19 protein-coding genes are annotated in these 12,869 nt (G+C 42.0%); 13 read left to right on the top strand and 6 right to left on the bottom strand.

Features of this window, described 5'->3' with window-relative positions:
* The first annotated feature begins 40 nt into the window (after positions 1-40).
* The 8 genes from rpmJ (at position 41) to PSF11_RS20500 (ending at position 3,945) form a co-directional block, all read left to right on the top strand.
* Positions 41-157 (top strand): 50S ribosomal protein L36, encoded by a 117-nt coding sequence (gene rpmJ / locus PSF11_RS20465; protein ID WP_004265484.1) that lies wholly within the window; start codon positions 41-43, stop codon positions 155-157.
* 144 nt (positions 158-301) lie between these two features.
* Complete coding sequence (gene rpsM, locus PSF11_RS20470) at positions 302-658, top strand: 30S ribosomal protein S13 (RefSeq protein WP_004907144.1); 357 nt, start codon at positions 302-304, stop codon at positions 656-658.
* Between the two features lie 16 nt (positions 659-674).
* The gene (gene rpsK, locus PSF11_RS20475) at positions 675-1,064 is read left to right on the top strand and encodes a 30S ribosomal protein S11 (protein ID WP_002919257.1); all 390 of its coding nucleotides are present in this window, start codon (positions 675-677) and stop codon (positions 1,062-1,064) included.
* A 34-nt stretch (positions 1,065-1,098) separates the two neighbouring features.
* Positions 1,099-1,719, top strand: coding sequence for a 30S ribosomal protein S4 (rpsD, locus tag PSF11_RS20480; RefSeq protein WP_004265487.1), 621 nt, complete (start codon positions 1,099-1,101; stop codon positions 1,717-1,719).
* A 25-nt stretch (positions 1,720-1,744) separates the two neighbouring features.
* A complete protein-coding gene (locus PSF11_RS20485) occupies positions 1,745-2,734 on the top strand; it encodes a DNA-directed RNA polymerase subunit alpha (protein ID WP_004926425.1) in 990 nt (329 codons plus the stop codon).
* 37 nt (positions 2,735-2,771) lie between these two features.
* Positions 2,772-3,155: a 50S ribosomal protein L17 gene (gene rplQ, locus PSF11_RS20490; protein ID WP_072502685.1), complete on the top strand. Its 384-nt coding sequence runs from the start codon at positions 2,772-2,774 to the stop codon at positions 3,153-3,155.
* 130 nt (positions 3,156-3,285) lie between these two features.
* Positions 3,286-3,702: a Zn(2+)-responsive transcriptional regulator gene (zntR, locus tag PSF11_RS20495; protein WP_014657272.1), complete on the top strand. Its 417-nt coding sequence runs from the start codon at positions 3,286-3,288 to the stop codon at positions 3,700-3,702.
* A gap of 42 nt (positions 3,703-3,744) precedes the next feature.
* A complete protein-coding gene (locus PSF11_RS20500) occupies positions 3,745-3,945 on the top strand; it encodes an alternative ribosome-rescue factor A (RefSeq protein ID WP_004926423.1) in 201 nt (66 codons plus the stop codon).
* Between the two features lie 2 nt (positions 3,946-3,947).
* Here PSF11_RS20500 and mscL read toward each other — a convergent pair whose 3' ends face one another.
* From mscL to def, 5 genes are all read right to left on the bottom strand, one after another.
* Complete coding sequence (gene mscL, locus PSF11_RS20505; RefSeq protein ID WP_004926421.1) at positions 3,948-4,358, bottom strand: large-conductance mechanosensitive channel protein MscL; 411 nt, start codon at positions 4,356-4,358, stop codon at positions 3,948-3,950.
* Between the two features lie 108 nt (positions 4,359-4,466).
* Positions 4,467-5,843 carry a Trk system potassium transporter TrkA gene (gene trkA, locus PSF11_RS20510; RefSeq protein WP_004926419.1) on the bottom strand — a complete coding sequence of 459 codons (1,377 nt, stop codon included), beginning with the start codon at positions 5,841-5,843 and terminating at the stop codon, positions 4,467-4,469.
* Positions 5,844-5,876: 33 nt separating this feature from the next.
* The gene (gene rsmB, locus PSF11_RS20515) at positions 5,877-7,163 is read right to left on the bottom strand and encodes a 16S rRNA (cytosine(967)-C(5))-methyltransferase RsmB (RefSeq protein WP_053110888.1); all 1,287 of its coding nucleotides are present in this window, start codon (positions 7,161-7,163) and stop codon (positions 5,877-5,879) included.
* A gap of 71 nt (positions 7,164-7,234) precedes the next feature.
* Complete coding sequence (gene fmt, locus PSF11_RS20520) at positions 7,235-8,182, bottom strand: methionyl-tRNA formyltransferase (protein ID WP_004926415.1); 948 nt, start codon at positions 8,180-8,182, stop codon at positions 7,235-7,237.
* 26 nt (positions 8,183-8,208) lie between these two features.
* Positions 8,209-8,733, bottom strand: a complete 525-nt coding sequence (def, locus tag PSF11_RS20525; RefSeq protein ID WP_004926414.1) for a peptide deformylase — start codon at positions 8,731-8,733, stop codon at positions 8,209-8,211.
* Between the two features lie 132 nt (positions 8,734-8,865).
* Here def and dprA point away from each other — a divergent pair, with 132 nt between their 5' ends.
* The 5 genes from dprA to PSF11_RS20550 are packed head-to-tail and all read left to right on the top strand — an operon-like array spanning position 8,866 to position 12,167.
* Positions 8,866-9,945: a DNA-processing protein DprA gene (gene dprA, locus PSF11_RS20530; RefSeq protein ID WP_060560797.1), complete on the top strand. Its 1,080-nt coding sequence runs from the start codon at positions 8,866-8,868 to the stop codon at positions 9,943-9,945.
* A 17-nt stretch (positions 9,946-9,962) separates the two neighbouring features.
* Positions 9,963-10,502, top strand: a complete 540-nt coding sequence (locus tag PSF11_RS20535) for a DNA topoisomerase family protein (protein WP_004926410.1) — start codon at positions 9,963-9,965, stop codon at positions 10,500-10,502.
* A gap of 12 nt (positions 10,503-10,514) precedes the next feature.
* Positions 10,515-11,084, top strand: coding sequence for an L-threonylcarbamoyladenylate synthase type 1 TsaC (tsaC, locus tag PSF11_RS20540; RefSeq protein ID WP_014657274.1), 570 nt, complete (start codon positions 10,515-10,517; stop codon positions 11,082-11,084).
* A 7-nt stretch (positions 11,085-11,091) separates the two neighbouring features.
* The gene (gene aroE, locus PSF11_RS20545; RefSeq protein ID WP_036942600.1) at positions 11,092-11,910 is read left to right on the top strand and encodes a shikimate dehydrogenase; all 819 of its coding nucleotides are present in this window, start codon (positions 11,092-11,094) and stop codon (positions 11,908-11,910) included.
* Positions 11,907-12,167: a DUF1488 domain-containing protein gene (locus PSF11_RS20550; protein ID WP_004926407.1), complete on the top strand. Its 261-nt coding sequence runs from the start codon at positions 11,907-11,909 to the stop codon at positions 12,165-12,167. Before aroE ends, PSF11_RS20550 begins: the two co-directional genes overlap by 4 nt.
* Here the strand turns inward: PSF11_RS20550 and PSF11_RS20555 are convergent.
* Positions 12,143-12,688, bottom strand: a complete 546-nt coding sequence (locus tag PSF11_RS20555) for a gamma carbonic anhydrase family protein (RefSeq protein ID WP_014657276.1) — start codon at positions 12,686-12,688, stop codon at positions 12,143-12,145. The two genes, PSF11_RS20550 and PSF11_RS20555, sit on opposite strands and share 25 nt — an antisense overlap.
* Positions 12,689-12,869 lie beyond the last annotated feature (181 nt).

Raw genomic sequence — 12,869 nt, forward strand, 5'->3', positions numbered from 1 at the left:
GTGTGATTATGGTTTGCTTTAGAAGTTACGGAGAGTAAAAATGAAAGTTCGTGCTTCCGTCAAGAAATTATGCCGTAACTGTAAAATTATCCGTCGCAATGGTAGCGTTCGTGTAATTTGCAGTGTTGAGCCAAGACATAAACAACGTCAAGGTTAAGAAAAAGCATTTTTTTCTTGCAAAGTTGGGTTGAGCTGGCTAAATTAGCCAGCCAATCTTTTTTATCGAGATACATTATTGTTTGAGTATCCTGAAAACGGGCTTTTCAGCACAATAATGTATATTTTAACTTAGGAGTGCATAGTGGCCCGTATAGCAGGCATTAACATTCCTGATCATAAACATACCGTGATCGCTTTAACATCGATTTTCGGAATCGGCAAAACTCGTTCACAGGCTATCTGTGAAGCGACTGGAATTGCTGAAAATGTTAAGATCAGTGAGCTGTCTGAAGAACAAATCGACAAGCTGCGTGACGAAGTTGCCAAGTATGTGGTAGAAGGTGACTTACGTCGTGAAATTACCCTGAGCATCAAGCGTCTGATGGACCTTGGATGTTACCGTGGTTTACGTCATCGTCGTGGTCTACCTGTGCGCGGTCAGCGTACTAAGACTAACGCTCGTACCCGTAAGGGTCCGCGTAAGCCGATCAAGAAATAAGTCGGGGTATTGAATAATGGCAAAAGCACCAATTCGTGCACGTAAGCGTGTAAGAAAGCAAGTCTCAGACGGTGTGGCTCATATCCATGCTTCTTTCAACAACACAATCGTTACTATTACTGATCGTCAGGGTAACGCATTAGGTTGGGCAACTGCCGGTGGTTCCGGTTTCCGTGGTTCTCGCAAATCCACTCCGTTTGCAGCTCAGGTTGCAGCAGAGCGTTGCGCAGAAGCCGTGAAAGAATACGGTATCAAGAACCTGGAAGTTATGGTTAAGGGACCGGGTCCGGGTCGCGAATCAACAATTCGTGCTCTGAACGCCGCAGGTTTCCGCATCACAAATATTACTGATGTGACTCCTATCCCTCATAACGGTTGTCGCCCACCGAAAAAACGTCGCGTTTAATACGTTTCGTTTTTAGGACTGTTGGAGAAAGAAAATGGCTAGATATTTGGGTCCTAAGCTCAAGCTGAGCCGTCGCGAAGGAACAGACCTCTTCCTGAAGTCTGGTGTTCGCGCGATTGACACCAAGTGTAAATTAGAACAGGCACCTGGCCAGCACGGAGCGCGTAAACCGCGTCTGTCTGACTACGGTGTTCAGTTACGTGAAAAACAAAAAGTTCGTCGTATTTACGGTGTTCTGGAACGTCAATTCCGTAACTATTATAAAGAAGCAACACGTCTGAAAGGCAACACAGGTGAAAACCTGTTGACTCTGCTGGAAGGCCGTCTTGATAACGTCGTTTACCGTATGGGCTTTGGCGCAACTCGCGCAGAAGCACGTCAAATGGTTAGCCACAAAGCTATCATGGTAAATGGTCGAGTAGTTAATATCGCTTCTTATCAGGTTTCCCCGAATGACGTTATCAGCGTTCGTGAGAAAGCGAAAAAACAGTCTCGTATTAAGGCTGCTTTAGAGCTGGCTGAACAGCGTGAGAAGCCAACTTGGCTGGAAGTTGATGCTGCTAAAATGGAAGGTGTGTTCAAACGTATTCCTGAACGTACTGACCTGTCTGCGGACATTAACGAACACCTGATCGTCGAGCTTTACTCTAAGTAAAGCTTAGCACCAAAGAGAGGACACAATGCAGGGTTCTGTGACAGAGTTTCTAAAACCGCGCCTGGTAGATATCGAGCAAGTGAGTTCGACGCACGCCAAGGTGACCCTTGAGCCTTTAGAGCGTGGCTTCGGTCATACTCTTGGTAACGCACTGCGCCGTATTCTGCTTTCGTCTATGCCGGGTTGTGCGGTGACAGAGGTTGAGATTGATGGTGTACTGCATGAGTACAGCACCAAAGAAGGTGTACAGGAAGATATCCTGGAGATTCTCCTCAACCTGAAAGGGCTGGCGGTAAAAGTTCAGGGTAAAGATGAAGTTATTTTAACCTTGAATAAATCTGGCATTGGCCCTGTGACTGCAGCCGACATCGTCCATGATGGCGATGTCGAAATCGTCAAGCCGCAGCACGTTATCTGCCACCTGACTGACGAAAGCGCATCTATTAACATGCGAATTAAAGTTCAGCGTGGTCGTGGTTATGTGCCGGCTTCTGCCCGAGTACATTCGGAAGAAGATGAGCGCCCAATCGGTCGTCTGTTAGTCGATGCTTGCTATAGCCCTGTAGAGCGTATTGCCTACAATGTTGAAGCAGCTCGTGTTGAACAACGTACTGACTTGGATAAGTTAGTTATCGAAATGGAAACAAACGGTACAATCGATCCTGAAGAGGCGATTCGCCGTGCAGCGACTATTCTGGCTGAACAACTTGAAGCTTTTGTTGACTTACGTGATGTTCGTCAGCCTGAAGTTAAAGAAGAGAAACCAGAGTTCGATCCTATCTTATTGCGCCCAGTTGACGATCTGGAATTGACTGTCCGCTCTGCTAACTGCCTTAAAGCAGAAGCTATCCACTACATCGGTGATCTGGTTCAGCGTACAGAAGTTGAGTTGCTTAAAACGCCTAACCTTGGTAAGAAATCTCTTACTGAAATTAAGGACGTCTTGGCATCTCGTGGTCTTTCTCTGGGCATGCGCTTAGAAAATTGGCCACCAGCAAGTATTGCTGATGATTAAGATCACAGGTTAAGGTTTTACTGAGAAGGATAAGGTCATGCGCCATCGTAAGAGTGGTCGTCAATTGAACCGCAACAGCAGCCACCGCCAAGCTATGTTCCGTAACATGGCAGGTTCTTTAGTTCGTCATGAAATCATCAAGACGACTCTGCCTAAAGCGAAAGAACTGCGTCGCGTCGTTGAGCCGCTGATTACTCTTGCCAAGACCGACAGCGTAGCTAATCGTCGTCTGGCATTCGCCCGTACTCGTGATAACGAGATCGTGGCAAAATTGTTTAATGAATTGGGACCTCGCTTTGCAGCTCGTGCGGGCGGTTACACTCGTATTCTTAAGTGTGGCTTCCGTACTGGTGACAATGCTCCGATGGCTTACATCGAGCTTGTTGACCGTGCTGTTGAGTCTCAAGAAGCAGCAGAGTAATCTGTCTGCTATCAAAAAAACCGGGTATATTTGCCCGGTTTTTTTGTACCTGCTATTCTATCCTTTCTCTAAGCTTCATTGACTTGATTTATTCTATTTTGACCCTATTTAGAGTGGAGTTCCCATGACTATGTATAAAATTGGGCAAATTGCGCGTCTCGCCGATGTCACACCAGACACGATTCGTTTTTATGAAAAACAAGGTTTGATGGGGCATAAACTGAGGACAGAAGGTGGCTATAGGTTGTATACTGAGCAGGATTTGCAACGGCTTCGGTTTATCCGTTATGCTAAGCAACTCGGCTTCACCTTAGAAGCTATCACTGAGTTATTATCAATACGTGTTGATCCTGAGCATCATACATGTCAAGAATCGAAGCAAATTGTTGATTTACGCTTGTTTGAAGTTGAAAAAAAGATACAAGAACTTATTATTATGCGTGATTCACTGAAAATGCTCAGCTCAGCTTGTTGTGGTGAAGAGCATGCGTCGACATATTGCTCGATAATGGAAATACTTGAGAAAGGCGCATCGAAAGTTTATTAATCGAAAATTTACTTTAAATTCATTTTTAAAAGAAGGTATATCATGAGTCGATATCAACATAAACGTGGTCAAATTAAAGATAATGCGATCGAAGCATTGTTACATGATCCGCTATTTAGACAAAGAGTAGAGAAAAACAAGAAAGGGAAAGGAAGTTATAACCGTAAAGCAAAACATGGTAAAGGTAATAACTGGGAGGCCAGTGGTAATCAGTTTTTTAACTTATTACCACTGGTTTTCTAGTATTACTTTTTATTTTGTTCTTTTAATAAATCACGAATTTCTGATAATAACACTTCTTCTTTACTTGGCGCCGGTGGTGCTTCAGGCTCTGCTTCTTTTTCACGACGAACTTTGTTCATTACTTTAATTGCCATAAAAATAGCAAATGCGACGATAACAAAGTCAAATACAGTCTGTATAAACATACCATAATTAAGCACTACAGCAGGAATATCCCCTTCGGCGGCTCTTAGTACGACGCTAAATTGTTTAAAGTCAACTCCACCAATTAATAGACCCAATGGCGGCATAATGACATCGGCGACTAATGAAGAAACAATTTTACCGAATGCAGCACCAATAATGATACCGACAGCCATATCGACAACATTGCCCTTCATCGCAAATTCGCGAAACTCTTTTAAAAAACTCATTCTACCCCCTAATTGAAAACTATTTGTGACAAAATAAATATTTAGTTAACAAATTATAGTATCTACTTTAATTAAGCTGCAAATAAGATTGTCGTTTTATTTTGATAATTATAAAAAGAAGGGGCTTGGTTGGAATAATTTCTCAACATCAGGAACATATTTCTTATCGGTAATGAACATAATGACATGGTCTCCTTGTTCGATTATATGATAATCACTGGCAATAATGACTTCATCTTCTCTAACTAAAGCACCAATAATGGTTCCTGGCGGGAGTTTTATATCTGAAATCTTTTTACCAACAACTTTAGAGGTATTTTCATCGCCATGAGCAATTGCTTCAATTGCTTCAGCAACACCTCGTCTTAATGAAGAAACACTGACAATATCGGCTTTCCTAACATGACTTAATAATGCTGAAATCGTCGCCTGTTGCGGTGACACTGCAATGTCAATAACACCACCTTGAACTAATTCAACATAAGCAGTTCTTTGAATGAGCACCATAGCTTTTTTGGCCCCCATTTTTTTCGCTAACATGGCTGACATTATGTTTGCTTCATCATCATTTGTTAGAGCAATAAAGACGTCCATCTGTTCAATATGCTCTTCTGTAAGTAACTCTTGGTCGGAAGCATCGCCATAAAATACAATTGTGTCATGCAGCAATTCAGCGAGTTCAGTTGCTCTCTGTTGATTTCGTTCGATAAGTTTTACACTGTAATCTTTTTCTAGCCTTTTCGCTAAACCAGCACCGACATTACCCCCACCCACGATCATGAGGCGTTTGTATGGTTTTTCTAAGCGCTGCAATTCACTCATCACTGCTCGAATGTGTTGAGTTGAAGCCACGAAAAAGACTTCATCACCAGCTTCGATGATTGTTGAACCTTGAGGCCGAATCGGACGATCTTGACGAAAAATGGCAACAACTCTGGCATCAATATGTGGCATGTGCTCGCGTAAACTGGAAAGGGCATTACCCACTAATGAACCACCATAGTAGGCTTTAACCGCAACAATACTGACTTTCCCTTCAGCAAAATTGACGACTTGGAGTGCACCAGGGTATTGGATTAATTTATAGATATAATCAATAACCAATTGTTCTGGGGAAATCAGGTAATCAATAGGGATTTGTTCAGGCAAAAATAACTTGTCTGCTTCACGGATATATTCAGTCGCCCTAATACGTGCAATTTTATTTGGTGTATTAAAAAGGCTATAGGCGATTTGGCACGCGATCATATTCGTTTCATCAGAATTGGTGACGGCAACCAACATGTCTGCATCTTCTGCCCCCGCATCACGTAGTACGCGTGGATGTGACCCATGGCCGTTTACAACTCGGAGATCAAATTGATCTTGCAATTGGCGCAAGCGATCAGCGTTAGTGTCAACGACAGTAATATCATTGTTTTCATCCACTAGATTCTCAGCGAGGGTTCCGCCAACTTGTCCAGCACCTAAAATAATGATTTTCATTGAATATTCCTATCTCAGACAAGTTTTATTGGATTAGTTCTCTTGTTTGACCAAGCGCGCGTAAAAGAAGCCATCACCACCAGTTATACTAGGTAGTATCTGTAAGCCTGCTGTTGTGCCATCATTAAGAGAGGCTTCAGGGTGCTTAGCCAAGAAGTTTTTTATTTGTAAGCTATTCTCTTCAGGCATAATTGAACAGGTCGCATAGACAAGGGTACCGCCAACTTTTAGGTAAGGCCAAATTGATTCTAATATTTTAGCTTGAAGTTCGGTGAGTTCATTAATGTCAGAATCGCGCCTTAACCACTTTATATCAGGATGACGGCGGATAACGCCTGTTGCTGAGCATGGGGCATCAAGAAGAATACGATCAAACAGTTGCCCATTAGCCCACTCTTCTGGTTTTGTACCATCACCTTGAATGACCGCTGCTTGCTGTTGCAAACGTTGCAAGTTTTCTTTTACACGTTTAAGGCGGTGCTCATCAATATCAACAGCAACGACATGTGCTTTTGGTGCAAGCTCCAGTATATGAGTTGTTTTACCACCGGGTGCTGCACATAGATCAAGGATCGTTTCATGATTTTGTGGTTCAAGCAGTTCCGCACACCCTTGAGCAGAAACATCTTGCACAGTTGCCCAACCTTCTTCAAAGCCAGGAAGCCTTGTAACTGAAGTTGGCTCTGACAGTTTTATCGCGCAGGGGTGATGTGGATGCAATTCAGATGCAATCTCATTTTCTTCTAGGTATTTTTGATACTGTTCAGCAGTGTGATGTTGGGAATTAACCCTTAACCACATGGGAGGACGCTGGTTATTTGCATCAATAATCGTTTGCCACTTATCAGGGTAAGCATTTTGAAGGCGCTTTAAAAGCCAGCTCGGATGAAGGTATTGGCTACTATTATTAGTATTACGCTCTTCGAGTTGAGTTTGTTGCCGTTGGAATGATCGTAACACACCATTGATAAGCCCTTTTAATTGAGGGCGTTTTAGTGCAACTGCTCCATTGACCGTTTCCGCTAAAGCGGCATGAGGAGGAATACGTGTATAGAGGAGTTGATAAATCCCCACCATAATCAAGTAGTGCAATGTTCTCTGTTTACCTGTTAGTGGTTTCTCCATAAGCTGAGCAACAAACCATTCCAGTTTAGGTAAATAGCGTAGGACACCAAAGCAAATCTCTTGTAATAGAGACTTATCTTTTTCATTTATATTTTTTTGTAATTCAGGTAGTACCGTACTGAGAGACTGGCCACCATCAATGACTTGACCGATGGCTACCGCTGCGATGCTACGCAAGTTATATGTATTTTTCATAAGTGAAGGTGAGTCTATTCGTCACGAAATAAATTTGCCTGAATATATTATCAGGCAAATTTATTGGCTTTCTAATTAAGTTGCTGTCCAGGAGTGAACCATTCTCGGCGTGAGTTGAGGAGATCTTGCGCTCCCATGGCCTTTTTACCCGGTGGTTGTAACTGAGTGATATTGAGTTTTCCGTTACCTGTTGCAACGCATATGCCATTTTTATCAGCGCTGAGGATAGTGCCTGGTTGCTCATTATGGTTTTCGGCAATGACTTGTGCCTGCCATACCTTAATAAGCTGCTCTTGAACTGTAAAATAGCTCATTGGCCAAGGATTAAATGCCCTAATACAGCGCTCTATTTGTTCAGCGGATTGTTGCCAATCAATACGAGCTTCCTCTTTAGATAACTTTTCAGCGTAGTTTGCCAAAGAGTCATCTTGTTTTTCAGGCACACATTGCTGATTGGATATCAGTTCTAACGTATGGATCAATGCTTCTGGGCCAATCACTGCCAGTTTTTCATAAAGTGTTGCACTAGTATCTTCAGGCATAATTGGGCAACTTGCTTTATACAGCATATCCCCAGTATCTAACCCTTCATCCATTTGCATAATGGTTACGCCAGTTTCAGCATCACCAGCCCAAATTGAGCGTTGAATAGGTGCAGCACCGCGCCAGCGTGGTAGTAAAGAACCGTGTACATTCAGACAACCTAAACGCGGAATATCTAAAACGGCTTTTGGTAAAATAAACCCATAAGCAACAACAATCATCAAATCTGCGTTGTGATCTTTGATCCATTGATGATTATCTACATTTTTCAGCGTAGTAGGCTGAAAAACTGGAATTTGGTGTTCTTGTGCTAATACTTTGACAGGGCTTGGCGTCAGCTTTTTACCCCTCCCCGCGGGCTTATCTGGTGGTGTAAGAACACCGACAACCTGATGTTTAGTTTTAAGTAAAGCGGCTAAGTGCCCAGCCGCAAAATCAGGTGTACCTGCAAAGATAATTTTTAATGATTCCGACACGGTTATATTTCCCTGTATAAATCTGTCTAGTTAGCTGTTTTTGCTGCTTTAGCTCTCATTCTATCTAGTTTTTCAACCTTTTGTCGGATACGCTGGCGCTTTAATGGTGATAAGTAATCAACAAACAATTTACCAACAAGGTGATCCATTTCATGTTGAATACAGATAGCGAGTAAGCCATCGGCTTCAAGTTCAAAACTATCGCCATTATAGTCAAGGGCACGAACCTTAACATGCTCTGCTCTGGGGACAAAACCATGTTGTTCAGGAATAGAAAGACAACCTTCTTCAATACCCGTTTCACCTGATTTGTCTAATAATTCAGGGTTAATAAGAACAAGTCGTTGATCCCGCGTTTCCGAGACATCAATAACAATGATCCGCTGATGAATATCGACTTGAGTCGCAGCAAGACCGATACCTTCTTCTTCATACATCGTTTCGAACATATCATCGACGATCTGTTGAATTTCGGCATCAACTTTTTCTACTGGCTTAGCAATTGTGCGTAAGCGTTCGTCTGGGTAATGTAATACATTTAATACTGACATAAATTTTTTCGAGCAGCGTCCAAAAAAGTGAATAGGAATTAATGCCTATTCTAGACATTTATCAGTCATATTGACAGTATTGGTTACGATTTGTTCACAGATGAACCTTTACAATAAAGTCAGGAAGACGCCATGGATGTGCAAGAAATTTGGTTAAGAATGTCTCAGGTGAGCCGGCTATCACCACATAAGGCATTAAAAATTATTAATAAGCTAAGGATATTAGAACAAGTATGCTCTTCTGTTTTACAGGAGTGTGGGTTAAGTGAACTGCAGTGTTTACAGTTTCTACACGTGCCATCTGTAAAATTAGCTCAAACGCTTAAATGGCTAGAAAAGGAAGAAAATCAACTGATTACTTTTTGTGATTCCTTGTACCCTTCCTTATTAAAGCATATATCTAATCCGCCACTCGTCTTGTTTGTAATAGGGCAAAGTGAGCTGATGGCGACAGCACAAATCGCAATAGTCGGTAGTCGGCAAGCGAGTGAGTATGGCCGTAAATGGGCGGATCGGTTTGCCAATAAATTTACTGACTATGGTTTTACAATTACTAGCGGGTTAGCATTTGGTATTGATGCTGCAAGTCATCGCGCGGCACTCGCAGCAAATGGGAAAACAGTTGCCGTTTTAGGGAGTGGATTAGCAAATATTTATCCTAGGCAGCATACTGCGCTGGCGGAGCAGATTAAACAAGAGGGGGTACTAATCTCTGAGTTTTTACCAAATGCGCCTCCGCTACCTAGGCAATTTCCTCGACGAAATCGAATTATTAGTGGCTTAAGTAAAGCGACAGTCGTGGTAGAGGCAGGGTTGAAAAGTGGCTCATTGATAACGGCTCGTTATGCCATTGAGCAAAATAGAGACCTTTTTACGATACCCGCACCACTTGGTAATTCAGCTTACAGTGGTAACCATTGGTTATTACAACAAGGAGCATATCTACTTGTTGAACCCGAAGATATCAAACACCATATAGAGGTTGGACTAAATTGGTTGCCAGTCGAGCCATTAGAAGAAGAAACGCTGAATGCTGAATTTAATCTGACAGAGAATAAAATATTGAGTATGGTTGAGTATCACCCTACACCTGCAGATGTGATTGCTGAGCGTGTACAACAGCCGATAACAGAAGTCATTGCCGTTTTGACGGAACTTGAGATAGACGGTGCTATCGCTTCTGTTACTGGTGGGTATATAAAATTAAGTTAGTTGGCTAAGAGAAAATCATGTCAAAGCAATTGCCTTTTGAAACAGAGAAAAATGAACATTGTCCTGAATGCGGTTCTTTGCTGGTCATTCGTAATGGTGCTCATGGGCCTTTTTTTGCTTGTTCTTCGTACCCTCAATGTCATTATCTCAAACCTATGCGTCCTTCGGCAGAAAGCCATGTAGTAAAAGTATTAGAAGGGCAAGCATGTCCACAATGCGGTCATGATTTGGTTTTGAAGCAAGGGCGATTTGGTATGTTTATTGGATGTAGTCACTACCCAGAGTGTGAGCATATTGAATTAATTGATAAGCCAGATGAAACGAAAGTTGCTTGCCCCCAGTGCCAGACAGGTCACCTATTACAACGTAAGTCTCGGTTTGGAAAAACATTTTATGCGTGTGATAGCTATCCGTCTTGCCAATTTATTCTCAATCATAAGCCTGTTTCGGGTGAATGTGAGTTTTGTCATTATCCATTACTTATGGAAAAAAGGGGTGCTCAAGGAGTAAGATTATTTTGTGCCAGTAAACGATGTGGTAAACCACAAAAAGAATAATGAGTTAAAAAGATGCAAAATAAAGCTACACCTGCAATTGAAAATATTATTGTTTCCCTGAACAAAGGGGAAGTTATCGCTTATCCCACTGAGGCCGTATTTGGATTAGGTTGTGATCCTGATAGTGAACAAGCGGTTAATAAGTTACTTGAGTTAAAACAACGTCCTTGGGAGAAAGGGCTAATTCTTATCGCAGACAATTATGAACAGCTGAAAGACTATGTGGACGATAGTCAGTTGACTGATGAACAAAAGCAAACGATGTTTGCAAGCTGGCCAGGGCCTGTGACTTGGGTTATCCCAGCCAAATCATCCACTCCGAAATGGTTAACTGGGCGTTTCGATACTTTGGCGGTAAGAGTAACAGATCATGGGTTAGTAAAAGAGCTCTGTCGCGAATACGGTAAGCCATTAGTATCTACAAGTGCGAATTTAAGCGGTCAGGAGCCATGTAGGACAACCAATGAAGTTCTAGAGCAGTTTAAGGGAAGTATCCCTGTGCTTGATGGAATGGTGGGGGGCCGTCAAAACCCATCAGAAATTCGGGATGCTAAAACAGGGCAACTTTATCGTAAAGGATAACTATTATATGGGTAAATATGCCGTTTTTGGTCATCCGATAGCGCATAGTAAATCGCCAATTATACACCAGATGTTTGCTGAACAGACGGGTATTGCGCTGGAATATGAACGTATTTTGGCACCACTAGATGGCTTTGAGCAGTCATTGTCTGCATTTTTTGCTCAGGGAGGGATGGGGGCGAATGTTACGCTACCTTTTAAGGAAAACGCATATCAAATGGTATCTGAGCTAACAGATAGAGCTCAATCGTGCGGTGCAGTAAATACCGTGATGAAACTGGATAGTCACCGGTTATTAGGTGATAACACGGATGGTGCTGGCCTTTTGCTAGATCTTCAACGGCTTAATTTTATTCATAGCAATAGCAAAGTATTAATTATTGGTGCTGGTGGTGCAACGAGGGGGGCTTTATTACCTCTCTTAGAATTTGGGTGCGAAATTACGCTAACGAATAGGACTTTTTCTAAAGCAGAAACATTAGTAAATCAATTTGTTAGCTTTGGAAAAATAAAAGCACAGCCGATCGAACAGATCAAAACAGCCTGTTTCGATCTCATCATTAATGCGACTTCATCTGGAGTGAGTGGCGAGATCCCCGCAATTGATCCCGCTGTATTTTCTGCGCGGGTGGCATGTTATGACATGTTTTATCAACATGGTTTAACACCATTTCTATCGTTCGCGAGTTCTCATCAGGTAAATCGCCTTGCCGATGGTTTAGGTATGTTAGTTGGGCAAGCCGCTTTCGCTTTTAAATTATGGCATGGAGTACTTCCAGATATAGAGCCAGTTCTTCTTGTATTACAAAAGGAACTGAAAAAGTGAATCAAGCTATTCAATTTCCAGATAGAGAAGAGTGGAATGCTGCTACAAGAAAAGTCCATTTTCCGGTATTAATTAGTGGAATGTTAGCTGAATGTGTAATATCAGACTCGTTGCTTTATCGGCGGTATGGAGAAGGGGCTGAGCCATTAGTGCTGTTCCAAAATAACCGTTGGGATATAGAAGAAGAGTTTGAGGCCTTGATAGCTCAAGGCCCTCAGGAAGATGATAGTGTTTATTCTTTACCAGAAGATAAATAATCATTCTTCCATTGAACGTAGTTATTCGCTGAATAACGTAGATGTTCTAATTCAGCTTCCGTTAGTTTACGGGCAGCTTTAGCTGGGCTACCAACATAAAGGTAGCCACTTTCCAGTTTTTTGCCTTGGGTGACGAGGCTATTTGCGCCTATAACTACGTCGCTAGCGATTATTGCTCCATCAAGAATAATAGAACCCATACCGACTAATACGCGATCCCCGATTGTGCAACCATGAAGCATCACTTTATGTCCGACGGTGACATCTTCGCCAATAATTAGAGGGTTGCCTTCTGGGTTATGTTTTGATTTGTGTGTTACGTGTAAGACGGAACCATCTTGTATATTAGTGCGAGCACCAATTTCAATGTAGTTCACATCACCACGTAATACGGATAAAGGCCAAATACTGACATCATCAGCTAAACGAACATCGCCGATCACAACAGCTGAAGGATCGATAAAAACGTTAGAGCCAGTGGTGGGATAAATATCGAGATAAGGTCTTAAGTGTTTGTTCATAAAGATGACCATAGTTGATAATTAGTGGTATTAAATAGAATAGTCGATATCTATTCATATTATGAAGAAGAGTATCCTTCAAAAAAGAGGGTATTTGTTGTTTGTTTTATAGTCACAATGCTAGAAAAAAAAACATAGTGATGATTTTATCTTCAAACAGTACTTTTTTTCAAAAAAAGGG

This window comes from Providencia sp. PROV119 (assembly GCF_028482435.1).
Classification (GTDB): Bacteria; Pseudomonadota; Gammaproteobacteria; order Enterobacterales; family Enterobacteriaceae; genus Providencia; species Providencia stuartii.

Coding starts and splice junctions, on each gene's coding strand:
- zntR (WP_014657272.1), top strand. CDS start 3,286: ATGTATAAAATTGGGCAAATTGCGCGTCTCGCCGATGTCACACCAGAC.
- dprA (WP_060560797.1), top strand. CDS start 8,866: ATGGATGTGCAAGAAATTTGGTTAAGAATGTCTCAGGTGAGCCGGCTA.
- rpmJ (WP_004265484.1), top strand. CDS start 41: ATGAAAGTTCGTGCTTCCGTCAAGAAATTATGCCGTAACTGTAAAATT.
- aroE (WP_036942600.1), top strand. CDS start 11,092: ATGGGTAAATATGCCGTTTTTGGTCATCCGATAGCGCATAGTAAATCG.
- rsmB (WP_053110888.1), bottom strand. CDS start 7,163: ATGAAAAATACATATAACTTGCGTAGCATCGCAGCGGTAGCCATCGGT.
- def (WP_004926414.1), bottom strand. CDS start 8,733: ATGTCAGTATTAAATGTATTACATTACCCAGACGAACGCTTACGCACA.
- mscL (WP_004926421.1), bottom strand. CDS start 4,358: ATGAGTTTTTTAAAAGAGTTTCGCGAATTTGCGATGAAGGGCAATGTT.
- rplQ (WP_072502685.1), top strand. CDS start 2,772: ATGCGCCATCGTAAGAGTGGTCGTCAATTGAACCGCAACAGCAGCCAC.
- tsaC (WP_014657274.1), top strand. CDS start 10,515: ATGCAAAATAAAGCTACACCTGCAATTGAAAATATTATTGTTTCCCTG.
- PSF11_RS20535 (WP_004926410.1), top strand. CDS start 9,963: ATGTCAAAGCAATTGCCTTTTGAAACAGAGAAAAATGAACATTGTCCT.
- rpsD (WP_004265487.1), top strand. CDS start 1,099: ATGGCTAGATATTTGGGTCCTAAGCTCAAGCTGAGCCGTCGCGAAGGA.
- rpsK (WP_002919257.1), top strand. CDS start 675: ATGGCAAAAGCACCAATTCGTGCACGTAAGCGTGTAAGAAAGCAAGTC.
- PSF11_RS20485 (WP_004926425.1), top strand. CDS start 1,745: ATGCAGGGTTCTGTGACAGAGTTTCTAAAACCGCGCCTGGTAGATATC.
- PSF11_RS20500 (WP_004926423.1), top strand. CDS start 3,745: ATGAGTCGATATCAACATAAACGTGGTCAAATTAAAGATAATGCGATC.
- trkA (WP_004926419.1), bottom strand. CDS start 5,843: ATGAAAATCATTATTTTAGGTGCTGGACAAGTTGGCGGAACCCTCGCT.
- PSF11_RS20555 (WP_014657276.1), bottom strand. CDS start 12,688: ATGAACAAACACTTAAGACCTTATCTCGATATTTATCCCACCACTGGC.